Origin of the sequence: Polaromonas sp., from assembly GCF_013817205.1 — a bacterium.
Classification (GTDB): Bacteria; Pseudomonadota; Gammaproteobacteria; order Burkholderiales; family Burkholderiaceae_C; genus Polaromonas.
Map to the genome: position 1 here is coordinate 1 of NZ_JACDDD010000031.1, position 25634 is coordinate 25634.

Genomic DNA, 25634 nt, shown 5'->3' on the forward strand with positions numbered 1-25634 from the left:
CGTCCGGTGTGCCGCGGTCAAACTGCAGCACCAGCAGGCCGGTCAGGGCGGCAAGGGCCACGCTGGCCAGCAGGGACAGCTTCCAGCGTGACTGGTTGGCCGCAGGTGTGGATGAAGTTGTGGATGAAGTTGTGAATGAAGGCGCAGGGCCGGCCGCCTTCGATGCCGTGATCATCGCTGCATGCGCTCGCACCGCCTCTCGAACCTGCGGTGAGGGTCGGCGCGTATCTTGCGCGCTGGCTTCCCGGTAGCGCCGGATCAGCTCGTCGTTCTCGTCGGGCCGGTTCATGCAAACTCCTGTAGCCATTGTTTGAGGCTGCTGCGGGCGTAACGCAGCCGGCTTTTGGCAGTCTCGAAAGTCACGCTGGTGGCGCCGGCGATGTCTTCGACGCTCATGCCGGCTTCGGCTTGCAACAAAAAAGCCTCGCGCTGTTCTGCCGGCAGCCTTTCAATCGCTTCGATCAGCGCGGCGGCCTGTTCGCGCGACTGCAGTTGCCGTACCGGCCCGAAGCCGGAATCGGCGGCCAGGGTGTCGGCCAGCCGGCCTTCGCTATCGTCGTTTTCAGCATCGCCATCCAGGCTGACATGGTTTTTTGCGGTGCGGAAGTGATCGACCAGCCGGTTGTGCGCCAGCGTGAACAGCCAGGTTTTAAAACGCGCCCTGACCTCGTAAGCGGCGGCGCTGCGCGCAACGGCAAACCAGACATCCTGCAGCAGGTCGTCGGCCACCGCCTGCACCCGCACGCTGCGCAGCAGGTAGCGCCACACCGCCAGTTCATGCCGCACATACAAGGTGTCGAAGGCCGCGATGTCCCCGGCCGTATAACGCAGCATCAGGGCCTCGTCGCTGTCTTTGGTTGCCGTGGCTGTCGGCGGGGCGTTGGACATGCGTCAGATTATGGCGGGGCTGGAAGCACATACGGCAGGCGAATGACCAGCGCTCTACCCCAGCAGGGGCCGCGGATCTGGCTTTGCCAGTCCGCAGGCACGGCGGCCCCCTCGGGGGGAAGGGAGCTACATGCAGTGAGCGACCGTGGGGGCTCAGAACCGCGATGGGGGGTCAGGCACATAGGAGGTATTTCCGGAGTTCGGGAAAGCGCTGGGTGTCGGCAGCCGCGGATACAGCACCGGCTCGCGGATCACGCCCGCCGCCACCAGGTTCTCGCGGCTGTCGTAACGGATGCGGATGATTTCGTTGGGGCTGGCTTGCAGACGCTCGAAACGGGTGTGTGAGATCACCGAGACCTCGCGCTGGCCATGACCGGTGCCCAGCCGGGGGGCGGGTAGTGGTGCGGCTTTGGCAAGGCTGTCGGTGGTGGAGGAAGGCGCGTGTTGCGCCAGTGCTTCAGAACTGTTGCGCTCCTGCAGTCCGGTGGCGGGCGACGCGGGCGGCGGCGCGCCGCGCTGAAACGAGCGGGATTCCTCCTGGCGCTGCCGGTTGTCCCGCACCGCATGGTCGGGCTCCAGCACCGCCGGCTCTGGCCGCCTTTCGCGAAACAGCGCAACCCCGATTACGCCCACATGGTCGGGGCGGCCGGTGCGGCCGGCGTAAGAGTCGCCGGCGCTGGAGAACTCGAAGGCGGCGATTTCGCTGCTGCTCTTGCGCCAGCCGGTGATTTGGTAGGGCTGCCCGGGCGAGAGCACATACCCGGTTTGGTCCCAGGCGGCGGTTTCGCCGCTGAGCACATTGACGCCATCAACGGCCGGTACGGCCAGGATACGTTCGCCCAGCCGGTTGCGCACCGTGATCGCATAACGCGCGCCGGGCCGGCCGGCGACCCAGTACTCGCCGCGGTGGTGGTGCAGCGCCAGGGTGGCGCCGGTGTCGCGGTCGGTCACGGTGACGTCGGCGAGCCGGCCGACGGCGCGGGCCGGCAGCGCCAGGGTGGAGGTGGCGACAAGAAGGGCCAGGGCGAGAAGTCGGGGTGTCATGAGTGCTCCAGAAGTGAAGGGGTGGAGCTCACTGAAACGAAGCAGACGGCCAGATGGGGTTAAAACCGGCAAAAAATAATCAGGCGGGCGTCACCGGGAGTTCCGTCAAGCTATCAATTTGATAGCGGAAGGTTCTTGATGCTAAAGGGCTGGGGCCTGATTTGGTTTGAAAAACCGGTCAAACAGCGGCGTCAGCGTGGCGAAGTCTTCGGTAAAGCGCGGCCGGTTCACAAAGTAAGCCTCGCAGGCCACGGCAAAAAACTCGGCCGGTGAGGTGGCGCCGTAAGGGTCCAGCCAGGTCGGCTCGCCGCCGAAACGTTCGGCAATGGTGACCTTTTCGCGAAAGCCGTCGTAGGCCGCCTGCATAGTCTCGTGCCAGCGCTGGCGCGCCGCGCGCGAGGGCAGCGGCGGGCAGCCGTCGGGCGTGCCGTCGCGCATGTCGATCTTGTGGACAAACTCGTGCACCACCAGGTTGTAGCCCTGGCCGGCCAGTTGACCGGCGCTGGCCACGTCCTGCCAGCTCAAGGTCACCGGCCCGCCTTGCATGGCTTCACCGGCCAGCACCTCGCTGTAGCGGTGCACCACGCCGGCTTCGTCAATTTGCTCGCGGCGCGCCAGCATCTGGCCGGGGTGCACCACGATGCCGACAAAATCGTCGTACCAGTCCAGGCCCAGCTGCAGCACCGGCAGGCAGGCCTGCGCGGCAATTGCGACTGCGACGGCGTCGGTGATGACCATGCCCTGCGCGCCGTGGAACTCTTTTTGAACGAGGAAGCGCCCGCTCAATGCGCGCAATTCCGTTCGCTGCATATCCGGCAGTTGCGCCAGGAAGGGATAGTCGGCCAGCGTGGCCTGCCACAAGGCCTCGGGAATGTCGCGGTCCAATTGCCTGGCGCGGAACAGCTTGAGCAGCCGGTTCAGCATCAGCGCAGGGCCAGACGCTGCAGGCCCGCGGCATCCAGGCGCAGCACTTCCAGGCGTGGCGGTGTGGCGGCGGCGTCCCAGTCGCTGAGCACCACGCGTCGCAAACCATTGCCAAGCTCGTGCGTGGCGGGCTGGTGAGTATGGCCGTGGACCAGCACCGGCGCCTGCGCCTCTTGCAGCCACAAGCGCGCGGCATCGGTATTGACGTCGATGTATTTCTCACCCGACAGGCGGCGCCGCTCGTACTGCTCCCGGCTTTTCCGCCGCAGGCCCTGCGCGATGGCCTGGCGCTCGACCAGCGGTTTGCCGAGAAAGGATTGTTGCCACGCGCTGCTGCGTACTTCCTGGCGAAAGCGCATGTAATCCGCGTCGTCCAGGCACAGGGCATCGCCGTGGCTCAGAAGCCAGCGGTGCCCGGCAAATTCCAGCAGCGTGGGGTCATCCAGCAGCGTGCTGCAGCAACGCGCCATCAAGGATGGGCCGGCCAGGAAGTCGCGGTTGCCGTGCATGAAAAACAGCGCAAGACGCTGGCCGGCTTGCTGCAGCACCTGGGTGCAGGCGGCGTCGAAGCCGGAGGCGTCGCCGTCCAGCGCGTCGTCGCCGACCCAGACATCGAACAGGTCGCCGAGGATGAACACCGCATCAGCCGTCGTGCCTGACATATAGGCCTGCCACGCGGCGAAGGTGGCCGGTTCGCCGGCCTGCAGATGGATGTCGGAAATGAAATCGACCGTGCGCCAGGCCGCCGGAGCGGCGAGCTCGGCGATCCGGGGCACGGCCATGGGCACCTGGTGTAACCGCGACGTTTTACAGCGCGACCGCTTTTTCGATCACGACGTCGGCTTGCGGCACATCGCTGTGGCCGCCCTTGCTGCCGGTCTTGACGGCTTCGATCTTGTCGACCACGTCGGTACCGGCAACCACCTTGCCGAACACCGCATAACCCCAGCCCGAAGGTGTGGGCGAGGTGTGGTTCAGGAAACCGTTGTCTGAAGCGTTGATGAAAAACTGCGCGGTGGCCGAGTCAGGCACGCTCGTGCGCGCCATGGCGACGGTGTACTTGTCGTTTTTCAGGCCGTTGGCGGCTTCATTGGCAATTGGCGCGTCTGAGGGCTTTTGTTTCATTCCGGGCGTGAAGCCGCCACCCTGGACCATGAAGCCGGGAATCACGCGGTGAAAAATGGTGTTGTCGTAGTGGCCCTTGGCGACATAGCTGAGGAAGTTGGCAACCGACTTCGGTGCCTTTTCCTGGTCCAGCTCAAGGGTGATGACGCCGTGGCCGGCAATGTGGAGTTCGACTTGGGGATTGCTCATGGTGTTTATTTGATGAGGGTTGCGGAATTGATGACGATGGCTGTTTTGGGCACATCGCCTGGGAAAGGGCCACTCGCGCCTGTGGGGACGGCCTTGATCTTGTTGACGACGTCCATGCCGCTGACCACCTTGCCGAAAACGGTGTAGCCGAACAGTTGCGGCGCGTTGAGCAGCTGGGCGCGCGGCGTGTTTTCATACACGCGGCCCTGGTACTCGAACTTCGGCACCGGATCGCCCGGCGGGATCAGCGTCGGGTTCAGGAAGTCGTTGTCCTTGACGTTGATGAAAAACTGCGACGAGGCGGAGTCCGGATCGTTGGTGCGCGCCATGGCCAGCGTGCCAACGATATTTTTGTCGCCGCCTTTGCCCAGTGCCTCGCGGCCTTCATGCTGCACCGGTGGGCGTGTCGGCTTTTGTGCATAGGCGGTATCAAAGCCGCCGCCTTGCACCATGAAGTTGTTGATCACGCGGTGAAACACCGTGCCGTCGTAATGCTTGTCCTTCACGTATTGCAGGAAGTTCTCGACGGTTTTGGGTGCCTTGTCGGGATAGACCTCGACCACAAAATCGCCAGCGCTGGTGGCAAATTTCACCCGGGGTGCGGGCGCGGTCTGGGACCAGGCGTGGCTGGCGACCATGGCGAGCGCGGCCAGGGTGAGACAGGCACGGCGCGTATGTTTGCTCAAACTCATCCAATCACTCCTTCAAAAAATATTTTCCATTGGCTGCCCTGGCGCACCCAGTACTGACGGCGTGTGGAGCCGGTGCGCGAGCCGCTGACCACCTCTCCAAAGGTGACCACCATGGTGTCGTTGGCATCGGTCCAGCGCAGGTAGGACAAGTCCTTGAGTTGTACCGGTCGGCCGGCGCGTTTGTCCAGATCGGTGCGCAGCATGGCGGTCCAGTCGGCCAGTGTCTTGCCGTAGCTGTTGAAGTCACTGGCGTAGAGGCTGGTCAGCGCGGCGAGGTCGGTGCCTGAGCGGGCTTTTTGCCACTTCTGCAAGGCGTCCTCGAAGGCTCTGCCCTCGGCGCGGGCGCTGTGCGGTGCGACCCATTTGAGGCTTTGGGCAATCACCACCGGGGTGGTGCGCACCTCGACTGTGCGGATGATGCGCTCGAGGTCCGGATTGGCCAGCACCACGCAACCGTCGCTGGCCAGCGGCGCGCGTGAAAACTGGTTGGGCGGCGTGCCGTGCAGCCAGATACCACTGCCGGTTTTGCCGCGCTTGAGATCCAGTGCATTCGGGTAGTTGATCGGTAGTGCGCCCGAACCGTAGAAGTCCTTCAGGGACTTTGGATCCAGGTTGCTGGTCACAAAATAAACCCCCAGCGGGGTGCGCGAATCACCCTCGACGGACTTTTCAGTACCGGATTTACCGACCGAGATGTAGTAGTCGGCCAACAACTTGAGACCGGTGGCGGTGTTTTCAAACAGGTAGAGCCGGGCGCGCGAAGTGTCAACGGCAATCGCATGTTTGTTGCGCGGGGACAAGGCGAGAAAGTGCGAGGGAATGGTGCCGGCGGCGGGGCGCTCGCGCAGGGCCTTCAGGCGCAGCAGCGACTCCTGGCGCAGCTCGCCAAGCATGCCGGCGCCGGCTTGGGCGGGACCGTCAGGCACATCGCCCAGGGTGCGCAGGGGCCGGGCTTGCGCAGCCAGGAGGTCGCCGTAGACCAGTTGCGCGAGCTGAAAGTTGGGGTGGTCATTGACCAGGCGTTCTGCCTTGACCAGCGCCTCGCGGCTCCTGGCCTGGCCCGCGAGTTTGTAGATATCGATCAGCCGCGCTTCGGCCTCTCCGTCCTTGAGGGCGGGTGCAGTCGGGGCTTGCCGCATGGCACGCACACGCTTGTCGGCGGTGCTTGCCCGCGAGGCATTCATCTTGATTTTGGTCGGGCTGCTGTCGGTAGCGGCCGCAGCGTTGCACAGCACCGAGAAGGCAAGCAGAAAAAGTGCGGCGGCCGGCTGCATGCGAGTAGTCACGAGAAAAAACCCGTGAGACCCTGCAGGGCGCGTGGGCCGGAGGCCATGCCAGCCATCCGCATCAGCCGCCGGTCGATTCCCTGACGATGAGCCAGCGTTCGCCGGCCTTGGCCATGTCCAGGGTCTTGCGGCTGGAGACATTGAGCGCGTCGGCGCTGTAGTCCTGCTTGAATCTGGCCGTGGCCGTGCTGCCCTTGACAGCCACCGAGAGATTGCTGACCGTCACACTGATGCGCGATTTGCCGACAATGCGGCTGCGCCGCTCTTCTTCCCAAGCCTTGCGCGACTGGCTGCCGGGGGCGTCGAAGTCCTTGCCGTACGATCCCAGGTAAGCGGCCATGTCCTTGGCAGCCCAGGCGCTGGCCCAGGCGCGTACGGCCGACTCGACTTCTTTTTCTGCTGCGCTGACAGAGGCTGCCGGGGCCGCAGAAGCCGGTGGGGTGGCGGGGGCAGCGGGTGCAGCGGGTGCTGCCGCCGGGGGTGCAGGCGTCGGGGGTGTGGCCGGCACCACAACTGCCGGGCGGGCCGGCGCGGGCGGCGTCACAGCTGGTGCGGGGGCGCTTGTGACCGGTCCCGAAGAGACGTTGCTGGGGACCGGCTTGGCCCCTTTGGTGTCGGCGCTGAACAGCGTTCGTATCAGAGCCAGTTTGGGTTGCACGCCGGCGTTGCCGCCGTCGAGCTGCAGTGCCTTGCTGTAGGCCTGGCTGGCGAGCCTGGCGTAGACGTCGCCCAGGTTCTCGTGGGCAGTGGCGTAGCTCGGGTTGGTGCGGATCGCCATCTCGAGGGCGGCCCTGGCCTTGTCAAACTGGTTCTGCCCGGCGTACAGCACGGCCAGGTTGTTGTAGGGCTCGGGCAGTTCCGGGTAATCCTGGGTGATCTTGGTGAAGGTGCTGATGGCGTCGGCCGGCTTGCCGGCTTCGGTCTGGATCACGCCCTTGATGAAGCGCATCTGCGGGTCACGCGGTTTGCCTGCGAGGTACTGGTCGGCCTTGGTCATGGCTTCCGTCAGCTTGCCCGAGCGGATCAGGGCGTTGACATCGGTGTAGTCGTCGGCCTGGGCTGCCGACGAGAGCAGTGCTGCGCCCAGGGCCAGGCAGCGCAGGACGGCCGACAGGGGAGTGCTCGAAGCAGAAGCAGACTTGGACATAGTTCCTCTGGGATGCATTGATTGACTGGCGCAACAACATGAGCCGGCGAGCCGGCGTTGCACCGTGCTGCACGGGCTCTGACCAGCTGGATATACTGGGCGATTGTATCTGAGGGGTATAGTTTAAGCTTGGCCCCGCATCCCGCATTTTCACTGGTCCGGCAACTCCTGCCGGGCTGAAATCCAGACATTCATGAGCTTGCGCATTTACAACACGCTGACGCGTTCAGTGGAAGATTTTTCGCCCCTGGTTCCCGGTCATGTGCGCATGTACGTCTGCGGCATGACGATTTACGACCTCTGTCACATCGGCCATGCCCGCATGATGATGGCCTTCGACGTGCTGCAACGCTGGCTCCGGGCCAGCGGGTATCAGGTCACCTATGTAAGAAATATCACTGATATTGACGACAGGATCATCAAGCGTGCGGTGGAGCGTGGCATCACGATCCGCGCGCTGACCGACGAGATGATCGCGGCCATGAACCAGGACGTCGGCGCCCTCGGCATCGAGCCGCCCACCCTGGAGCCGCGTGCCACCGAGTACGTGCCGCAGATGCTGTCGCTGATCGCCACGCTGGAACAAAAAGGCCTGGCCTACCGCTCCGGCAACGGCGATGTCAACTACGCAGTGCGCAAGTTTCCCGGTTACGGCAAGCTGTCCGGCAAGTCGCTGGACGAACTGCGTGCTGGTGAACGTGTGGCGGTGTTGGACGGCAAGGACGACCCGCTGGACTTTGTGCTCTGGAAATCGGCCAAGCCGACCGAGCCGGACGATGCCAAATGGGCCAGCGACTATGGCAGCGGCCGGCCCGGCTGGCATATCGAGTGCTCGGCCATGAGCTGCCAGACCCTGGGTGAGACCTTTGACATCCATGGCGGCGGTGCTGACCTGCAGTTTCCGCACCACGAAAACGAAATCGCGCAGAGCGAAGGCGCCAACGGCAAGCCGCTGGCGAAGTTCTGGGTGCACAACGGTTTTGTGCGTTTGGACAACGAAAAAATGTCCAAAAGCCTGGGCAACTTCTTCACGATCCGTGAGGTGCTGGCGAAGTACGACCCGGAAACGGTGCGTTTTTTCATCGTGCGTGCCCATTACCGCAGCGCCCTCAATTACAGCGACGCCCACCTGGACGACGCGCGGAATTCGCTCAAGCGGCTCTACACGGCGCTGGACCTCGTCAAGCCGGCGCCTGTTACGGTCGACTGGGCCAACCCCTTTGCCGCACGCTTCAAGGCGGCGATGGACGAAGACTTCGGCACGCCCGAGGCGGTGGCCGTGCTGTTCGAGCTGGCCGGCGAGGTCAACCGCAGCGCTTCGGCCGAACTGGCCGGATTGCTGAAAAACCTGGGCGCCGCGCTGGGCCTTTTGCAAGGCGATCCGGCGGCCTTCCTGCAGGCCGGCGCCGGGCTGGACGCAACGGCCATTGAGACCCTGATCGCCAGCCGTGCCCAGGCCAAGGCAGCCAAAAATTTTGCCGAAGCCGACCGCATCCGCCAGGACCTGCTGAAGCAGGGTGTGGTCCTCAAGGACGCCGCCGGGGGCACGACATGGGAAGTCCGGTCTTGACTTCATGCTGGTCATTTCTATGCCATATTGGCCTCCAGCCCACGACTGGCGGGCGTAAGCAGCTATGAAAAAGATAGTAAAAAGCGGCCCCGCCAGCACCGAGTTGACGGATGTGGCGGAGCCTGACACCACCAGCGTGCCCGAGTACTGGGCCGAGGCCTGCAAACACCTGGTCAAGAAGGACCGGGTCATGAAGCGATTGATTCCGCAGTTCGGCGACGCCTGCCTGCAGTCGCGCGGCGACGCCTTCAGCACGCTGGCGCGCAGCATTGTTGGTCAGCAGATTTCGGTCAAGGCGGCGCAGACCGTGTGGCACCGTTTTGCGGCGCTGCCCAGAAAGATGACGCCGGGCAACGTCCTCAAGCTCAAGGTGGACGACATGCGCGCCGCCGGCCTGAGCGTTCGCAAGGTCGAATACCTGGTGGACCTGTCCATCCACTTCGACGCCGGCACGGTGCACGTCAAGGACTGGCAGGCGATGGACGACGAAGCCATCATTGCCGAGCTGGTCGCCATCCGCGGCATAGGCCGCTGGACTGCCGAGATGTTTTTGATTTTTTACCTGCGCCGGCCCAATGTGCTGCCGCTGGACGATATCGGCCTGATCAACGGCATCAGCAAGAATTATTTCTCCGGTGAATCCGTCAGTCGCAGCGATGCGCGCGAGGTCGCCGCCGCCTGGGCGCCGTTTTGCAGCGTCGCGACTTGGTATATTTGGCGCTCGCTGGACCCGCTGCCGGTCCTGGGTGCCGAGTAAACCCCATCAAGAAGCCAGAGGAGGAGCAATGAGCCCCCACATTCACTTTCGTTCACTGCCCCCCGAGGGGGCGCATGCCTCCCTAGAGGCGGCTCGTCAGGAGGCATAACATGGCCAAAAAGACCTTTCTCGATTTCGAACAGCCGATTGCCGAGCTCGAAGGAAAAATTGAAGAATTGCGTTATGTGCAGACCGAGTCGGCGGTCGACATCTCTGAAGAAATCGACCAACTCGCCAAGAAAAGCCAACAGCTCACCAAGGACATCTACAGCGACCTGACGCCCTGGCAGATCACCAAGATCGCGCGCCACCCCGAGCGCCCCTACACGCTTGATTACGTCAACGAGCTGTTCACCGACTTTGTGGAACTGCATGGCGACCGGCACTTTTCCGACGACCTGAGCATCGTCGGCGGCCTGGCCCGCTTCAACGGTACCGCCTGCATGGTGCTGGGCCACCAGAAAGGGCGCGACACTAAAGAACGGGGTCTGCGCAACTTCGGCATGAGCAAGCCCGAGGGTTATCGCAAAGCGCTGCGCCTCATGAAAACCGCAGAGAAGTTCAAGCTGCCGGTGTTTACTTTTGTCGATACACCAGGCGCGTACCCCGGCATTGATGCCGAAGAGCGCGGCCAGTCCGAAGCCATTGGCCGCAACATCTTCGAAATGGCGCAGCTCGAGGTGCCCATCATCACCACCATCATCGGTGAAGGCGGCTCCGGCGGCGCGCTGGCGATTTCGGTGGCCGACCAGGTGGTGATGCTTCAGTACTCGATTTATTCCGTGATCAGCCCTGAAGGTTGCGCCTCCATTCTCTGGAAGACGTCTGAAAAAGCCGAAGAGGCCGCCGAGGCCCTGGGCATCACCGCGCACCGCCTGAAGGCGTTGGGCGTGATCGACAAGATCGTCAATGAGCCCGTGGGCGGCGCACATCGCGACCACAAGCAAATGGCGGCTTTCCTCAAGCGCGCCCTCAATGACGCCTTCCGCCAGGTCAGCGACCTCAAGGTCAAGGAGTTGCTGGACCGCCGCTATGAGCGCCTGCAAAGTTATGGCCGCTACACCGACACCAAGGCCGACGCGAAATAGGCGTTTGTCGGCCAGCGTGTAGCCGGCATGTCATGAGCATCACCGTTGATGACGCCCTGCGCGTCTTTTCTCCGCCGCTTCCGCTGGCCGTGGCTTACAGCGGCGGCGCCGATTCCACCGCCTTGCTGCTGGCCTGCGCCGAAAAATGGCCCGGCCAGGTGAGTGCATGGCATGTGCACCACGGCCTGCAGGCCGCAGCCGGTGATTTCGCCACCCATTGCGAAGCCGTCTGCGCCCAATTGCAGGTCCCACTGCAAGTGACCCGTGTCATGGCCAAACATGCGCCCGGCGAAAGCCCGGAAGACGCCGCCCGCACTGCGCGTTATGAAGCTTTCAGGGCTCTGGCCCTTGCAGAACGGGGGCAGTCAGCTATCAAAAGCATAGCGCTGGCGCAACATGCCGACGACCAGGTGGAGACCATGTTGCTGGCACTCAGCCGTGGCGCGGGCTTGCCCGGCTTGAGCGCGATGCCAGTGAACTGGCAGCGCGACGGCGTGCTTTATTGCCGGCCCATTCTGCAGGTGCCAGCGCTCGCGATTCGCGCCTGGCTGGCGCGACGGGGGGCGACCTTCATTGAAGACCCCAGCAATACTGACGAGCGCTTCACCCGTAACCGTATCCGCGCGCGGTTGCTGCCGGCGTTGGCAGAGGCATTCCCCCAGTTTCGCGAAACCTTTGCGCGCAGCGCCCGGCACGCCGCTCAGGCCCAGTTGTTGTTGAACGAGGTGGCGCGCGACGACCTGCAGGCACTGGGCCACCCGCCTGCCATCAAGGCCTTGCAGAGCCTGTCGCCGGCACGGCAAGCCAATGTGCTGCGCCATTGGCTGCGCGTTGACCATCAGGCCACGCCAAGCGCCGCGCAGCTGGAGCAATTGCTCTCGCAGGTCGCGGCCTGCACCACACGGGGCCACCAGATTCATCTGAAGATTGCGTCCGGCCATGTCACGCGGGTGGGGGACTGCTTGCATTACGCCGGGTAGCCAACGCCTGGCCTGGGCTAACCTGGGATCGGTCCATCTAGGTAATTGTCCTAGGTATAATTGAAGGCTTTGCTGGCGGCTCCAGCCCTGCGTACAGGGTGGAGCAGGGCGAGCCCCGGCAAGTAATGTTTGCAACCAAACCTGATTGACACCCTGCAATGGCCTTGATCGTTCATAAATACGGCGGCACCTCGATGGGCTCGACTGAGCGCATCCGCAATGTCGCCAAACGTGTTGCCAAGTGGGCGCGTGCCGGCCACCAGATGGTCGTGGTGCCCAGCGCCATGAGCGGCGAGACCAACCGCCTGCTCGGCCTGGCCAAAGAGCTGGCCCCTTCCCAGACCACCGCCGCCTACCACCGCGAACTTGACGCCTTGGCTGCCACTGGCGAGCAGGCCTCCAGCGCCCTGCTGGCGATTGCGCTGCAGGCCGAAGGCATGCCCGCAGTCAGCTACGCCGGCTGGCAGGTCAGCATCAAGACCAACAGCGCCTACACCAAGGCTCGCATCGAATCGATTGACGACAAACGTGTGCGCGCCGATCTGGAAGCGGGCAGGGTGGTCATCATCACCGGCTTCCAGGGCGTGGACGAGGGCGGCCACGTCACCACGCTGGGCCGTGGCGGATCGGACACCTCGGCGGTGGCGATTGCCGCCGCGCTGAAGGCCCACGAGTGCCTGATTTATACCGATGTCGATGGCGTCTACACCACCGACCCGCGCGTTGTGCCCGAAGCACGCCGCCTGCAGACCATCAGCTTTGAAGAGATGCTGGAAATGGCCTCCATGGGCTCCAAGGTGCTGCAGATCCGCTCGGTGGAATTTGCCGGCAAATACAAGGTGCCGCTGCGCGTGTTGTCGAGTTTTACCGACTGGGACATCAACATCGACGAAGAGGCCAAGTCCGGCACCCTGATCAGTTTTGAGGAAGATGAACAAATGGAACAAGCCATCGTATCGGGCATCGCGTTCAACCGCGACGAAGCCAAAATCTCCGTGCTTGGTGTGCCCGACACGCCCGGCATCGCTTACCAGATCCTCGGTGCCGTGGCCGACGCCAACATCGAGGTTGACGTGATCATCCAGAACGTCAGCAAGGACGGCAAGACCGACTTCAGCTTCACCGTGCACCGCAACGACTACGCGCGCGCCGTGGAGCTGCTGCGTACCAGCGTGCTGGGCCAACTGGGCGCCGAGGAAATCACCGGCGACGCCAAAATCTGCAAGGTCAGCATTGTCGGCATCGGCATGCGCAGCCATGTCGGCATTGCCAGCAAGATGTTCCGAGTGCTCAGCGAAGAGGGGATCAACATCCAGATGATCTCCACCAGCGAAATCAAGACCTCGGTCGTGATCGACGAAAAGTACATGGAACTCGCCGTGCGCGCCCTGCACAAGGCCTTTGACCTCGACCAGCCGACAGCCTGAGGGCTCGCGCGCTGGACAGAAGCACAAGTCGTGAGATAATCGCGGCTAGCCAGTAATCAGGAAACGTGACCGAGTGGCCGAAGGTGCTCCCCTGCTAAGGGAGTATGGGGTGTAGAGCCTCATCAAGGGTTCGAATCCCTTCGTTTCCGCCAGATAAAAAGCCACCGCAAGGTGGCTTTTTTGTGGGCGGTAACATCTGCGTGCACCCCACATCGCAACCAGGCGTAAAAATGCGCGCACCGTCTCGCAGCTCTTGTTATGGTGGCGCTTTTATTTTCTGGAGAATCCATGTTTTTGAAACCCATCATGGTCAGCGCTACGCTGGCAGGTCTGGTCGCCTTGACCGGTTGCACATCACCCGGTGGCAACCAGCCGGGCAGCCCCATGCCTCCCCCTCCGCCTACTGCCGTCTGCAATGCACAAGGCGCCGAATTTGCGGTTGGCAAAACGGCTGGAACGAGTGTGGTCGAGGAGGCGCGCCAACGATCAGGTTCTTACATCGCACGGGTGTTGAGGCCGGGTCAGATGGTGACCATGGAGTTCAATGCGCAGCGGCTCAATCTCGATGTCAACGCTGCCGGCGTGGTGACAGGTGTGCGCTGCGGTTGACCGCCATCGCCAGCTTGGACAAGCTTCGTCTTGAGCAGCCGCTCGTCGTTGATTCGCTCCCGCGTCCTGATATTCGTGGTGGCGCGTGTGGATACCACGGCCCTTTTTGTCAGGTCCTCACGCTGGCGCAGTTCCTGTCAAGTTCGTTCGAGGCTGCGTTGACCTAGCTGCCCGTGCAGAGGGTGGGCAACCCCAATGCCGATAATATGAATGCAAATTTCATGGCAACAACTCCGTTGTGGGTGGGACAGAAAAATCATGCGCCTGAGGCATATCGAAGTTTTCAATGCGGTCATGGTGACCGGCAGCGTGAGTGCAGCGGCGCGTCTGATCAACGTGACCCAACCTGCGGTCAGCCGTACGCTGCAACACGCGGAAATCCAGCTCGGGTTTGCGCTGTTTCAGCGTGTTCGCGGGCGCTTGACTCCGACTGCCGAAGCGCAAACCCTCTATCCGCATATTGAACGTCTGTTTGCGCAACTTGACGAGGTGCAGTGCCTGGCCAGCAGCCTCAAGAGCGGGCGCGGCAGCCAGGGCGAGTTACGCGTTCTGACGGTGCTGGCGCTGAGCTATGAGGTTTTTCCGCGTGCCATTCGCCTGTTTCGCGAGAAGTATCCGCAGGTGGCCGTGGTGCACGAAGCCCTGCATTCACCACAGATTGTCTCCTCGCTGGTGCTGCAGGAGGCGGATGTGGGGTATGTGTTCAGCGCCATCAGTCACCCTGCGCTCTCGCATGAGCAGATCGGCGAGCGCAGGGTCATGTGTGTCGTGCCGAAGGGTTTGCTGGGTGCTCGCCAGCTCAAAAGCGGTTCGATGACGCTTGCCCAGCTGGCGGACCCTCCCGTCATCGGACTGGACAGCCGCGATCCGCTGGGTGTCACCCTCGGCCACCTCCTGCGTGAGGGAGACCCCGGGGTCAAACCTGTGATGACGGTGCAGACCTACCATGTGGCCCTTGCGCTGGCCCACCACGGCGTCGGCGTGGCGCTGGTGGAAGGTTGCACCGCTGCCTCTGCTGATCACGGCAAGGTGGATGTGCTGGCGCTGGAGCCAGCTATCCCGGTGACGGTCAAGGCCTTGCGGCCTACTGCTCGACCCAACTCGCTCGTCAGCCGTGCCTTTACGCGCTGCATGACACAGGCCCTGCAGCAGATATCGTGAGGGGGCGTGCGGCCTGCAACAGCTCAAGAATGTGGACGGCGCTGCCAAAAGCCAGGGTGAAACCCAAGGCTCCGTGGCCGGTGTTGAACAGAAGGTTCTCTGGCGTGCCAGGTCGACGGCCCAGGATGGGGCGGCCGGTCGGGGTGGCCGGTCGCAGGCCGGCCCATGGCACAGGTGCATCAAGGTCACCGCACTGAGGAAAAATCTCGCGCGTGGCTTGTACCAGCGCGTCGATCCGGTCGGGCGCAATTGCGGTGTTGTGGCCCACCAGCTCGGCCATGCCTGCCACGCGAAGGCGCGAGCCGATCCGCGCAAAAACCATCTTTCGCGCTGCGTCGGTGACATTGACCCGTGGCGCTGCACCCCAGTCGCTGGCGACGGGCAGCGTGATGCTGTAACCCTTGAGGGGATAGACAGGCAGGTCCAGCCCGAGCCTACGTCCAAAACCACCGGACGCCGAGCCCAGCGCAGCTACGAAAGCGTCCGCATACACGGGGCCGTGGGAGGTGTGCGTTGCGACCGCCCGGCCTGCGCGCTGCTCCATGGCAGTCACCTCGGTGTTGAACAAAAACTGCACACCGCCCGCTACCAGCAAGCGCTGCAACTCCTGACACACCTTGAAGCAGTCGGCCGCACATTCACCGGGGGTGTGGATGGCGCCGGCGATGTGCGGCACGTGGCGCGCCAGGGCCGGCTCGATGGCCGCGCACTCGCTTGCCGTCACCGCGTGCTGTACGCTGCCCAGACCCCGTTGAAGCGCCATCTGTCGGCGGGCGGCGCCAAAGGACGGCGTGTCGCCATACAGCACCAGCTTGCCCGTGCTTGAGAAATCGCAGTCCAGCCGCTCTTCGCTGAGCAGGCGTTCGAAAGCAATGCGGCTGCGAGCCGCCAGGGCCAGCAGTTGGACGGTCGTCTCGCGCGAGACGCTGCTGCGGCACGCCGCCAGAAATTGCAGACCCCAGGCCCATTGCTGTGGGTCCAATTGCAGCCGCAGGTGAAACGGTGATGCCTTTGCGAAAAGGAGTTTCGGGAGGTGCCGCCAGAGCGAGGGGTCGGCCAGGGGCTGGACGTAGGCGTAGCTCAGTTGAGCGCCATTGGCGCCACTGGCGCCAGCGCCGGCGCCGGCGCGATCAATCACAGTGACCTCAAAGCCTGCGCGATGAAGTTGCCAAGCTGTGGCGAGTCCCGCGATGCCGGCCCCGAGGATGCATACGTGCATGAAGTTTCCCCTGTCTGATGCTGCGTGCGTGCTGTGCCGGCAAATTTAGTCCGGCAGACCCAGATTGAAAAATGCCGGGCGAGGAAGCAGCCATGCCCAGAACTCATGCGCCCTGACGGGTCTGGCGGTGCCATGAGTTTTTGTTATGGCTTCCGAACCAATGGGCATCACACAGTCCTGCCACTTTCCGTACACTGCCTTTCATCACAGCCGCGAGAACCGCATGACCCGCACCCACGTTTTTCATCGCCAGCTCCAGCACACGCCTCCGGTGGCCGTCAGCGGTCAGGGTGTGCATCTGACTGATGCAGAAGGCAAAAAATATATCGATGCCTCGGGTGGTGCAGCGGTATCCTGCCTGGGCCACGGCCACCCGGATGTTCTGGCGGCCATGCATGCGCAGATCGACACGCTGGCGTATGCACATACCAGTTTTTTCACCACTGCCGTGGCTGAGGAGCTGGCCGATGAACTTGTCAAGACGGCGCCCGAAGGCATGAGCCACGTGTACTTTGTCAGCGGCGGATCCGAAGCGATGGAAGCCGCGATGAAGATGGCGCGTCAATACTTTGTTGAGACTGACCAGCCGCAGCGCACACATTTCATTGCGCGCCGCCAGAGCTACCATGGCAACACCCTCGGGGCCCTGGCGGTGGGCGGCAACCAGTGGCGGCGGGAGCCGTTTGCGCCCATCCTGATTCCCGCCACCCACGTCGCGCCGTGTTATCCCTACCGCGAGCAGCTTGGCCATGAAAGCCCCGAGCAGTACGGCCAACGCCTGGCTGACGAATTGGAGCAGGAAATCCGGCGCCTGGGCCCCGACACGGTGATCGCGTTTGTGGCTGAAACCCTAGGCGGCGCCACGGCGGGTGTGCTGGTGCCGGTGCCGGGTTACTTCAAGGCGGTGCGCGAGGTCTGTGACCGCCATGGCGTGTTGCTCATCCTCGATGAGGTGATGTGCGGCATGGGCCGCACCGGCACCCTGCACGCCTGCGATTTCGAAGGGGTGGTGCCGGACATCATGGCGATTGCGAAAGGACTGGGCGGCGGCTACCAGCCCATAGGCGCGGTGCTGGCGCATCAGAAAATCGTGCAGGCCATGGCGTCGGGTAGCGGGTTTTTCCAGCATGGCCATACCTATCTCGGCCATGCGGTGGCGTGCGCCGCGGCCCTGGCGGTGCAGCGCGTGATCACGCGTGACGGCTTGCTGGCGCGGGTACGGTCAAGCGGCGCGCGGCTTGAAGGCCTGTTGCTCGACGCTTTTGGCGCACATCCACAGGTGGGTGACATTCGCGGGCGCGGCCTGTTCTGGGGCATCGAGCTGGTGCAGGACCGGGCCAGCAAGCAGCCATTTGATCCGGCACACAAACTGCATGCGCGTATCAAGAAGGAAGCCATGGCGCGCGGATTGATGGTTTACCCGATGGGCGGCACGGTCGATGGCCGTTATGGTGACCATGTGTTGCTGGCCCCGCCCTTCATCACCAGCGATTCCGAGCTGGCACAGATCGTCGAGCGGCTTGATGCCGCCATCCGGGCCGCACTTTCATCACTTTGAGGTAACGTTTTTTCAACGAGGAGTATTGCTATGTCGAAACCGTTTGTACTGAAATCCCTGGCTGCAGCCGTCGCGCTGTCGGGCATGTTTGCCGCTGCGCCAGCGATGGCCCAGCAGAAATTCGTGACCATAGGCACAGGCGGCGTGACCGGCGTGTATTACGCAGCGGGCGGCGCCATCTGCCGCCTGGTCAACAAGGACCGCGCCAAACACGGCATCCGCTGTTCGGTGGAATCCACAGGCGGTTCGGTGTTCAACGTCAACACGATCAAGGCCGGCGAGCTGGACTTCGGCTTCACCCAGTCGGACGTGCAGTACAACGCCGTCAAGGGGCTGAACCAGTACAAGGACGGAGCCTACGGCGACCTGCGCTCAGTGTTTGCCGTGCATCCCGAGCCTTTCACCGTAGTGGCCCGCAAGGAAGCCAACATCTCCAAATTTGAGGACTTCAAGGGCAAACGTTTCAACGTCGGCAACCCCGGCTCGGGCACACGCTCCTCCATGGAGGAAATGCTGGCCGCCATGAACTGGAAACTGGGTGATTTTTCGCTGGCCTCCGAACTGAAGGCCGATGAGCACGGCCCCGCGCTGTGCGACGGCAAGATCGACGGATTTTTCTATGGCGTGGGTCATCCTTCCGCTAACATCCAGGACCCCACCACCTCTTGCGGCGCCAAACTGGTTTCGTTGACCGGTCCCGTCATCGACAAGCTGGTGGCTGACAAACCCTATTACGCCAAGGTCACGATTCCGGCCGGCCTGTACCCCAACAACCCGCAGGCGACCAATACCTACGGCGTGCTGGCTACGGTGGTGGCGTCGAGCAAGACCCCGGCCGAAACGGTGTACCAGGTGACCAAGGCGCTGTTTGACAACTTCGACGAGTTCAAGAAGCTGCACCCTGCGCTGGCCAACCTGAACCCGCAGAACATGGTCAAAGACGGCTTGAGTGCGCCATTGCATGAAGGCGCTGCGCGCTACTACAAGGAAAAAGGCTGGATCAAATAATCAGCTGCCGACCGTTAAAAAAGGGCGAAAGGTTTCGCCCTTTTTTTCGACCTGACCACAAGAATATGACGATGAGGAGCGGCGATGGCGTCCGATATTGAAAAAGCATCTTCCGAACTGCAGCAACTCGTGGCCGATGCCGATACCGGCGGGCGCAAACCCGGCGGCGCGACCGGCATGCTGATTTTTGCGGTTGCACTGGCCTGGGCGCTGTTCCAGTTCTGGTATGCCTCGCCGCTGCCCTTTGTGCTGCGTTTCGGCGTGCTCAATGACACGGAAGCACGCGCTGTGCATCTGGCGTTTGCGATGTTTTTGTCGTTTCTGGCCTGGCCGGCGAGCAGGCGTTCACCGCGCGACCATGTGCCATTGCTGGACTGGGTGTTCGCACTCGCGGGGGCTTTTGCCGGAGCTTACCTGCTGCTGTTTTACACGGAGCTGTCAACTCGGCCGGGGCAGCCTAACCTGATGGACGTGGTGGTGGCGACCGCTGGCATGGTACTTTTGCTTGAAGCCACCCGGCGCGCCGTGGGCTGGCCGATGGCGGTGCTGGCCGCGCTGTTCATCTTTTACGCGATGGCCGGACCTTACATGCCGGAGGTGCTACAACACAAGGGCGCTTCACTGAACCGGCTGGTCTCGCACATGTGGCTCACGACCGAAGGGGTTTACGGCATCGCGCTGGGGGTTTCGACCGGCGCCATTTTTGTTTACGTGCTGTTTGGTGCACTGCTCGACAAGGCCGGTGGCGGCAACTACATGATGCAGGTCAGTTTTGCGGCGCTGGGTCACCTGCGTGGTGGCCCCGCCAAGGTCGCAGTGGTGTCCTCGGCGCTCAACGGCATGATATCGGGCTCCTCGGTGTCCAATGTGGTTTCGGGCGGCATATTCACTATCCCGCTGATGAAAAAAGCCGGCTACGGCGGTGTCAAGGCCGGGGCCATCGAGACCATGTCCTCCGTCAACGGGCAGATCATGCCGCCCGTCATGGGAGCGGCTGCCTTTTTGATGGTGGAGTATGTCGGAATTCCGTACTCGGACATCGTCAAGCACGCGTTGTTGCCGGCCGTGCTGTCGTACATTGGCCTGTTTTATATCGTTCACCTGGAGGCGGTGAAGATGGGTATGAACCCCATCGTGCAGCGCGAGCCCAAGCCCTGGCGGGTCCGGGTGGTGCGCAACGGCCTGGGTTTGTCTGGCAGCATCATTGTGGTTGCCGCGCTTTACTACCTGTTCGAAGCCATGAAGCAGTGGCTGGGTGCGGGCGCAGGCTGGGCCATTGGCGCGACAGTATCGGCGCTGTACCTGTACGCCATCCGCGAGGCGGCCCGCGCCCCCGACCTGCCGCAGGACATCGACATTGACAATCCCAAGCCACTGGACACTTGGCCCACCGTCAAGGCTGGTTTGCATTTTCTGTTGCCCATAGGCACGCTGATCTGGTGTCTGATGGTCGAGGAAATGTCGCCGTCCCTCTCGGCCTTCTGGGCCATTACCGTGCTGATCGTGCTGATGGTGACTCAGCATCCGTTGGTGGCGTTTTTCCGGAAGACGCCTGTTGCCGGCAGCTGGCGCGGGGGCTGGAGCGATGTGGTGGCAGGCTTTCACGACGGCTCGCGCAACATGATCGGCATCGGCATCGCCACGGCGACGGCCGGCATCATCGTCGGCGGCATCACGCTGACCGGCCTGGGCCTGCGCATGACGGAGTTTGTCGAGTTCGTCTCGCAAGGCAATGTGATGATCATGCTGCTGTTCATCGCCTTTGTTTGCCTGGTGCTGGGCCTGGGTGTGCCGACCACCGCCAACTACGTGCTGGTAGCCACGCTGATGGCGCCGGTGGTGGTGGAACTGGGCGCGCAGTCCGGGCTCATCATCCCGCTGATTGCGGTGCACCTCTTTGTTTTCTACTACGGCATCATGGGCGACATCACGCCCCCGGTGGGGCTGGCGACCTTTGCGGCCGCCGCAATTTCTGGCGAAGACCCGATCAAAACCGGGGTCCAGGGTGCGCTGTATGCACTGCGCACGGTCATCCTGCCATTTATCTGGATTTTCAATTCACAACTGTTGCTGATTGATGTGGATGGGGCGGGTGAACTGGTCCGGGTGGTGGCAGCCTGCACCATCGCCATGCTGGTGTTCACGGCCATCACCATGAACTGGTTTCGTGACAAGTGCCGCTGGTGGGAAATCATTTTGCTGGCAATGGCGGTGACCCTGCTGTTCCGGCCCGGATTTTTCATGGACCGCATCACGCCCGAGTACCGCGAGGTGCCAGCTGCCCAAGTGTTTGAAGTGGCGAAAGCCGCTGCACCTGATGATCAGATGGTGATGGTTATCAAGGGCACCACCATCGAGGGTGAGGACGTCACCAAGACCGTGGCCCTGCGACTGGGTGCAGCGGGCGCAGAAGGCCGCAAGCGCCTGACCGACGCAGGCTTGCAGTTGGTGCCGCTCGGCGACCAGGTGAAGATCGGCGCGCTGAAATTTGGATCGCGTGCGCACAAAGGGGGGTTCGAGCAGGGCTGGGACGTAGCCATGCTCAAGGTGAAGGCCGAGAGGCCGTCCAAACACTGGTTTTATCTGCCTGGCTTGCTGTTGATCGCACTGGTCTGGTGGCTGCAGGGTAGGCGCATGCGTCGTGAGGGGCGGCTTTGAACGGGGCAGGCGTTCTGGCTTGAAGCCAAATCGGGCTTCTGCCCCCGCCGGTCAAGCGTAGACAGCTATCAAAACAGGAGCAAATCAGGAATCGACCGAGGCACTCCAGCGGTCGCCCCAGTTCTTGCCGCCGGCCTTGTCCATGCTGCGCCGGTCGCGTTTGGTCGGGCGGCCGTGTTCGATGCTGGCGGCTGGCTCGTTGTTGAGCCGGCGCTGCTCGGCGGCCGCCTCACGCAGGCGCAGGCTGTCGGTGGTTTCCTCGTAAAGCTGCTGCGCCACGGGGGCGGCGCCGCGCTGCTGGCTCAAGCCCCTGATCACGACAGTACGTGTCACCGGTCCCTGGCGCATGGCCACGGTGTCGCCGGCCTTGATGTCACGCGCCGGTTTGGCCTCTTGACTGTTGACCTGCAAGCGGCCCTTGCTGATTTCCTCGGTCGCCAGCGTTCGCGTCTTGTAGAAACGCGCGGCCCACAGCCACTTGTCAAGACGCATGCGTACACTCCGGCTGTTGCTGCCCAGGGAACATTGCTTTCATACCCCGTTATTGTGAACCAGCGGCAGGCGCACGGTTGCGTCCAGTCCCGCAACACGCCCATGGTCTTCACGGTTTTCCAGTGTGATGCTGCCGCCCAGGGCTTGGATGATCTCGCGGCAGATCGCCAGGCCCAGCCCTGAACCCTGGCGCACATTGCCGGCTGAAAACGGTTGGTACAGGCGTGCCGCGAGTTCCGCCGGAATGCCGGGGCCGCTGTCGCTGATGGTCAGTGCCAGATAACGCGCGTCGGTAATCAGCCGCACCGACAGCGCGCCGCCGCGCTGGCTGTGCTTGATGGCGTTGTGCAGCAGGTTCCGGCACAACTCGCCGAGCATCCATTCGTGAGCGTTGATGTTGGCTGCCACGGTCTCGATGTCGAAGTCCAGGTCTTTCTCGGCAATCAGGGGCGCGAGGTCCAGCGCAACGGCGCGCACGATGGCGGTCATGTCCACCGGCCCCAGCTCAGCCTGCTGGCGGAGTTGTTCAACCTTGGCCAGCGCCAGCATCTGGTTGGCCAGCAGGGTGGCGCGGTCCACGGTCTGGTTGATCTCGGCCAGCGCCGCCTGTGCGTTCATATCGCCGCGCAGCGCCGACTGCACCTGAACCTTCAGGACGGCTAGCGGCGTGCGCAGCTGGTGCGCTGCGTCGCGCACAAAACGCTTCTGGTTGTCCAGCAGGTGCTGCAGCCGGCCCATGACCTCATTGGTGGCATCGACCAGGGGCAGCAGTTCGCGCGGAGCGTCGGGCGCGGCGATGGCCGTCAGGTCGCCCTCGGGCCGCGCCTGCAATTGCGCACTGAGACGGCGCACCGGCCGCGTGGCGCGCTGAACCACCACCACGGCCACCAGCGCAATCACGGCGACCAAAATGGCTTGACGCCACAAGGTGTCGAAGAGAATTTTGCGAGTGAGGGTTTGCCTGAGTTCCAGCGTTTCGGCCACCTGCACCACGGCCATGCCGCGCCCGGTTTGGCTGACCACGGGCTGCAGCAACACAGCCACGCGCACCGGGTCGCCCCTGAAGGTGTCGTCGTAAAAATCGACCAGGGCCGCGTACGCGCCGCGGTCCGGAATTTTCCCCTCCCAAAATGGCAGCTCTTGAAAGCCGGACACCAGCGTCCCGCTGCGGCTGGACACCCGGTAAAACATCCGGCTTTGGGTGTCCGCCTCAAAGGCCTCCAGTGCAGAGTAGGGAACCGTTGCACGCAGCACGGCGCCCTCTTCAACGCCCACCACGTCCAGCTGCTCGCCAATGGATTTTGCCGAGGCCAGCAGTGTGCGGTCGTAAGCCGTGTTGATGGCTTCCAGCGCCTGGCGGTATAGACCCACGGTGTTGATCACCACAAAAACGCCGACGGGCAAAAGGATGCCCAGAAGCAAATGCCTTCGCAGCGACATGCTCCTCAGGCTCATGGATTCGTTTGGGGTTGATGACTGCGTGTCGCTCATGAACGTGTCATGCTGCCTTCAGCAAATAGCCAAGACCCCGCAGGGTCATCAGGGTCACGCCTGTGTCAGCCAGTTTTTTGCGCAGCCGGTAAACAACCACCTCCACTGCCTCGTATTGCACATCCAGTTCGCCGGGGAACACCATTTCAAACAATTGCTCCTTGGATACGGCGTGTCCGGGCCGGGCCATCAGGGCATGCAGCAGGGCCGCCTCGCGCGGCGTCAGCTCCATGACCTTCTCGTCGTGGTAGATGGCGCCGCTCTGTTTTTCATAGCGAAGTTGGCCCAGATGCAGAGGCGCAGGGCTCGATTCTTTATCGGAATCGTTACGGCGCCGGTGCAGGGCGCGCAGCCTGGCTTCCAGTTCGTCCAGATCAAAGGGTTTGGGCAGGTAGTCGTCAGCACCGGCGTTCAGCCCGATGATGCGGTCGCCCACTGTGCCGCGGGCTGTCAGGATAAGCACGGGCGTCGTCAGTCCCGCGCGGCGCGCCTGCTCCAGTACCTGCAGGCCGTCCAGGCCCGGCAGCGTCAGGTCTAGTAGCACAAGGTCGGGTGCGACCTGTTGCCAGCGACCCAGTGCGGCGCGACCGTCGGCGCAAGTGTGTACGTCCATTCCGCGGCTTTGCAGCGCGCGACGCAGCGCTGTTTGCATCGAAGGGTCGTCTTCCACCAAAAGCAATTTCATGTGACTAGCCTAGCACTTTCCCTAGTGTTTTGAGACAGCCGATTGACAGGCTGAGAAAGCAACATACAGTTGTTATTCAAACCCAAGGAGACAAAACCATGCGTCGCGACGAATTCCTCAAATCAATGGTGGCCCTGGCTGCCGCCGGATCCCTCCCTCTGAGCGCGCAAGCCGCGACCAACTTGAAAATGATGATTCCGGCCAACCCGGGTGGCGGCTGGGACGGGACAGGCCGCGCTTTGGGCCAGGCTATTCTGGAAGCCAAGACAGCTGACAATGTGCAGTACGAAAACAAGGGCGGCGCCGCAGGCGTTATCGGCCTGGCTCAGTTTGCCAACTCAGCCAAAGGCGATGGAGACCAGCTCCTGATGATGGGCGCCGTCATGATTGGTGGCATCATCACCGGCAAGCCGCCTGTGTCACTGACAAGCTGCACCCCTATCGCACGGCTAACCAGCGAGTACAACGTCTTTGTGGTGCCTGCCGAGTCCCCCCTCAAAACCATGAAGGATGTGGTTGAGCAGTTCAAGAAGGACCCGGGCAGCGTCAAGTGGGGCGGGGGTTCACGCGGCTCTACAGAGCATATTTCTGCAGCCATGCTGGCCCGCAATATTGGCGTTGATCCGAAAAAAGTGAACTACGTTGCATTTCGTGGCGGCGGCGAAGCGGTTGCGGCCATCCTGGGTGGCAACGTCACCGTGGGGGGCAGCGGCTACAGCGAATTTGCTGAATACATCAAATCAGGTAAGATGCGCGCTATTGCGGTCACCTCGGACAAGCGCCTGCCCAACATCGCTGTCCCGACCATGAAAGAGCAGGGCTACAGCGTGGTGCTCGGCAACTGGCGCGGCGTTTACGGCGGGCCTGGTCTCAGCGCCGCCCAGCGCACCGCGTTGACCGATATGGTTGTCAAGGCCACCAAGACCAAGGCCTGGCAGGACTCACTGACAAAGAATGCCTGGACGCCAGCGTTGATGACTGGCAAGGAGTTTGAAGAATTTGTTGACTACGAATTCTCGTCACTGCGCGCCATCATGTATCTGTCTGGAATGCTCTGATGCGCGAGGATGGCGCTTTTCCGCATGGGGAGGTGAAGCATGCCCCGCCCGTGCTGGAGCAAACCCTGATTGGTGTGGGCGTGTTTGTCACTGGCGGTTTGCTCGCGGTCGGGGCGCTCACCATTCCCGGCGAGGCGGGTTATCAGGGCGTGGGCCCCAATTTTCTGCCGTGGCTGGTGACAGCCGTGCTGCTGGTTTGCGGCGCCTGGATGGTATTTGAGGCCCGCACGGGCGGCTTTCGCCACGCGGAAGAAGCCTCGGGCGCAACCACCGGCGACTGGAAGGGATTTGCGTGGATGTCTGCCGGCTTGCTGGCCAACGCTGCCCTGATCACCACACTGGGTTTTATTCTCAGTTGCGCATTGTGTTTTGTGCTGGCAGTGCGCGGCCTGCGTCAGTCGGAGGGAGCAGATGCCGGCTCGCTGACCCGCGTGCTCCGCGACGCAGGGATTGGCCTGGCCATTGCTGCTCCGGTGTACTGGATGTTCACGAAACTGCTGGCCATCAACCTGCCGGGGCTCACCTCGACCGGCTGGATTTGATGGTGACGGTTTGAAATTGTTGATCGATAGAGAAAG

The 25634-nt window shown here is 62.8% G+C and carries 25 protein-coding genes and 1 tRNA gene; 13 read left to right on the forward strand and 13 right to left on the reverse strand.

Annotated features, from left to right (window positions below; translation table 11 throughout):
* From H0W47_RS09125 to H0W47_RS09165, 9 genes are all read right to left on the reverse strand, one after another.
* Positions 1-289: hypothetical protein (locus tag H0W47_RS09125; protein ID WP_296923447.1), on the reverse strand; the 289-nt coding region annotated here is incomplete at its 3' end.
* Complete coding sequence (locus tag H0W47_RS09130; protein WP_296923450.1) at positions 286-888, reverse strand: sigma-70 family RNA polymerase sigma factor; 603 nt, start codon at positions 886-888, stop codon at positions 286-288. The genes H0W47_RS09125 and H0W47_RS09130, both read right to left, overlap by 4 nt.
* Before the next feature lie 153 nt (positions 889-1041).
* Positions 1042-1932 carry a hypothetical protein gene (locus H0W47_RS09135; protein WP_296923452.1) on the reverse strand — a complete coding sequence of 297 codons (891 nt, stop codon included), beginning with the start codon at positions 1930-1932 and terminating at the stop codon, positions 1042-1044.
* 141 nt (positions 1933-2073) lie between these two features.
* Complete coding sequence (locus H0W47_RS09140) at positions 2074-2856, reverse strand: zinc-dependent peptidase (RefSeq protein WP_296923455.1); 783 nt, start codon at positions 2854-2856, stop codon at positions 2074-2076.
* The gene (locus H0W47_RS09145; RefSeq protein WP_296923458.1) at positions 2856-3638 is read right to left on the reverse strand and encodes a UDP-2,3-diacylglucosamine diphosphatase; all 783 of its coding nucleotides are present in this window, start codon (positions 3636-3638) and stop codon (positions 2856-2858) included. The genes H0W47_RS09140 and H0W47_RS09145 overlap by 1 nt, the downstream gene beginning before the upstream one ends.
* A 25-nt stretch (positions 3639-3663) precedes the next feature.
* On the reverse strand, positions 3664-4170 hold the full coding sequence (locus H0W47_RS09150; RefSeq protein ID WP_296923461.1) for a peptidylprolyl isomerase: 507 nt from the start codon (positions 4168-4170) through the stop codon (positions 3664-3666).
* A 5-nt stretch (positions 4171-4175) separates the two neighbouring features.
* A complete protein-coding gene (locus tag H0W47_RS09155) occupies positions 4176-4862 on the reverse strand; it encodes a peptidylprolyl isomerase (protein ID WP_296923463.1) in 687 nt (228 codons plus the stop codon).
* Positions 4859-6148, reverse strand: coding sequence for a murein L,D-transpeptidase family protein (locus tag H0W47_RS09160; protein WP_296923466.1), 1290 nt, complete (start codon positions 6146-6148; stop codon positions 4859-4861). The genes H0W47_RS09155 and H0W47_RS09160 overlap by 4 nt, the downstream gene beginning before the upstream one ends.
* Before the next feature lie 61 nt (positions 6149-6209).
* Entirely contained in the window at positions 6210-7295 is a 1086-nt protein-coding gene (locus H0W47_RS09165) for a tetratricopeptide repeat protein (RefSeq protein ID WP_296923469.1), read from the reverse strand.
* Positions 7296-7488: 193 nt separating this feature from the next.
* Here H0W47_RS09165 and cysS point away from each other — a divergent pair, with 193 nt between their 5' ends.
* The 8 genes from cysS to H0W47_RS09205 all read left to right on the forward strand — a co-directional run bounded on the left by cysS (position 7489) and on the right by H0W47_RS09205 (position 14887).
* A complete protein-coding gene (gene cysS / locus H0W47_RS09170) occupies positions 7489-8865 on the forward strand; it encodes a cysteine--tRNA ligase (RefSeq protein ID WP_296923472.1) in 1377 nt (458 codons plus the stop codon).
* A 64-nt stretch (positions 8866-8929) separates the two neighbouring features.
* A complete protein-coding gene (locus H0W47_RS09175; protein WP_296923475.1) occupies positions 8930-9622 on the forward strand; it encodes a DNA-3-methyladenine glycosylase 2 family protein in 693 nt (230 codons plus the stop codon).
* A gap of 110 nt (positions 9623-9732) precedes the next feature.
* Entirely contained in the window at positions 9733-10710 is a 978-nt protein-coding gene (locus H0W47_RS09180) for an acetyl-CoA carboxylase carboxyltransferase subunit alpha (RefSeq protein ID WP_096669818.1), read from the forward strand.
* A 32-nt stretch (positions 10711-10742) separates the two neighbouring features.
* Positions 10743-11690 carry a tRNA lysidine(34) synthetase TilS gene (tilS, locus tag H0W47_RS09185; protein ID WP_296923477.1) on the forward strand — a complete coding sequence of 316 codons (948 nt, stop codon included), beginning with the start codon at positions 10743-10745 and terminating at the stop codon, positions 11688-11690.
* A gap of 158 nt (positions 11691-11848) precedes the next feature.
* Positions 11849-13117, forward strand: coding sequence for an aspartate kinase (locus tag H0W47_RS09190; protein WP_296923480.1), 1269 nt, complete (start codon positions 11849-11851; stop codon positions 13115-13117).
* A gap of 59 nt (positions 13118-13176) precedes the next feature.
* A tRNA-Ser gene (locus tag H0W47_RS09195) sits at positions 13177-13269 on the forward strand.
* Between the two features lie 136 nt (positions 13270-13405).
* Entirely contained in the window at positions 13406-13726 is a 321-nt protein-coding gene (locus H0W47_RS09200) for an I78 family peptidase inhibitor (RefSeq protein ID WP_296923483.1), read from the forward strand.
* 258 nt (positions 13727-13984) lie between these two features.
* Complete coding sequence (locus H0W47_RS09205; protein ID WP_296923487.1) at positions 13985-14887, forward strand: LysR substrate-binding domain-containing protein; 903 nt, start codon at positions 13985-13987, stop codon at positions 14885-14887.
* On the opposite strand, the gene H0W47_RS09210 is transcribed toward H0W47_RS09205, so the two are convergent.
* On the reverse strand, positions 14847-16106 hold the full coding sequence (locus H0W47_RS09210; protein ID WP_296923490.1) for a D-amino acid dehydrogenase: 1260 nt from the start codon (positions 16104-16106) through the stop codon (positions 14847-14849). The genes H0W47_RS09205 and H0W47_RS09210 overlap by 41 nt on opposite strands.
* Positions 16107-16329: 223 nt before the next feature.
* Here H0W47_RS09210 and H0W47_RS09215 point away from each other — a divergent pair, with 223 nt between their 5' ends.
* The 3 genes from H0W47_RS09215 to H0W47_RS09225 all read left to right on the forward strand — a co-directional run bounded on the left by H0W47_RS09215 (position 16330) and on the right by H0W47_RS09225 (position 21330).
* Positions 16330-17664: an aspartate aminotransferase family protein gene (locus H0W47_RS09215; RefSeq protein WP_296923552.1), complete on the forward strand. Its 1335-nt coding sequence runs from the start codon at positions 16330-16332 to the stop codon at positions 17662-17664.
* A gap of 30 nt (positions 17665-17694) precedes the next feature.
* Positions 17695-18672 carry a TAXI family TRAP transporter solute-binding subunit gene (locus tag H0W47_RS09220; RefSeq protein ID WP_296923493.1) on the forward strand — a complete coding sequence of 326 codons (978 nt, stop codon included), beginning with the start codon at positions 17695-17697 and terminating at the stop codon, positions 18670-18672.
* A gap of 84 nt (positions 18673-18756) precedes the next feature.
* Complete coding sequence (locus tag H0W47_RS09225; RefSeq protein ID WP_296923496.1) at positions 18757-21330, forward strand: TRAP transporter permease; 2574 nt, start codon at positions 18757-18759, stop codon at positions 21328-21330.
* A gap of 84 nt (positions 21331-21414) precedes the next feature.
* On the opposite strand, the gene H0W47_RS09230 is transcribed toward H0W47_RS09225, so the two are convergent.
* The 3 genes from H0W47_RS09230 to H0W47_RS09240 are packed head-to-tail and all read right to left on the reverse strand — an operon-like array spanning position 21415 to position 23998.
* A complete protein-coding gene (locus tag H0W47_RS09230) occupies positions 21415-21822 on the reverse strand; it encodes a S4 domain-containing protein (protein ID WP_296923499.1) in 408 nt (135 codons plus the stop codon).
* Positions 21823-21861: 39 nt separating this feature from the next.
* Positions 21862-23277: a sensor histidine kinase gene (locus H0W47_RS09235; protein WP_296923502.1), complete on the reverse strand. Its 1416-nt coding sequence runs from the start codon at positions 23275-23277 to the stop codon at positions 21862-21864.
* 43 nt (positions 23278-23320) lie between these two features.
* Positions 23321-23998: a response regulator transcription factor gene (locus H0W47_RS09240; RefSeq protein ID WP_296923506.1), complete on the reverse strand. Its 678-nt coding sequence runs from the start codon at positions 23996-23998 to the stop codon at positions 23321-23323.
* Positions 23999-24096: 98 nt separating this feature from the next.
* Between H0W47_RS09240 and H0W47_RS09245 the strand changes: the two genes are divergently transcribed.
* Entirely contained in the window at positions 24097-25056 is a 960-nt protein-coding gene (locus H0W47_RS09245) for a tripartite tricarboxylate transporter substrate binding protein (protein ID WP_296923509.1), read from the forward strand.
* Positions 25056-25598, forward strand: a complete 543-nt coding sequence (locus H0W47_RS09250; protein WP_296923513.1) for a tripartite tricarboxylate transporter TctB family protein — start codon at positions 25056-25058, stop codon at positions 25596-25598. The genes H0W47_RS09245 and H0W47_RS09250 overlap by 1 nt, the downstream gene beginning before the upstream one ends.
* Positions 25599-25634 lie beyond the last annotated feature (36 nt).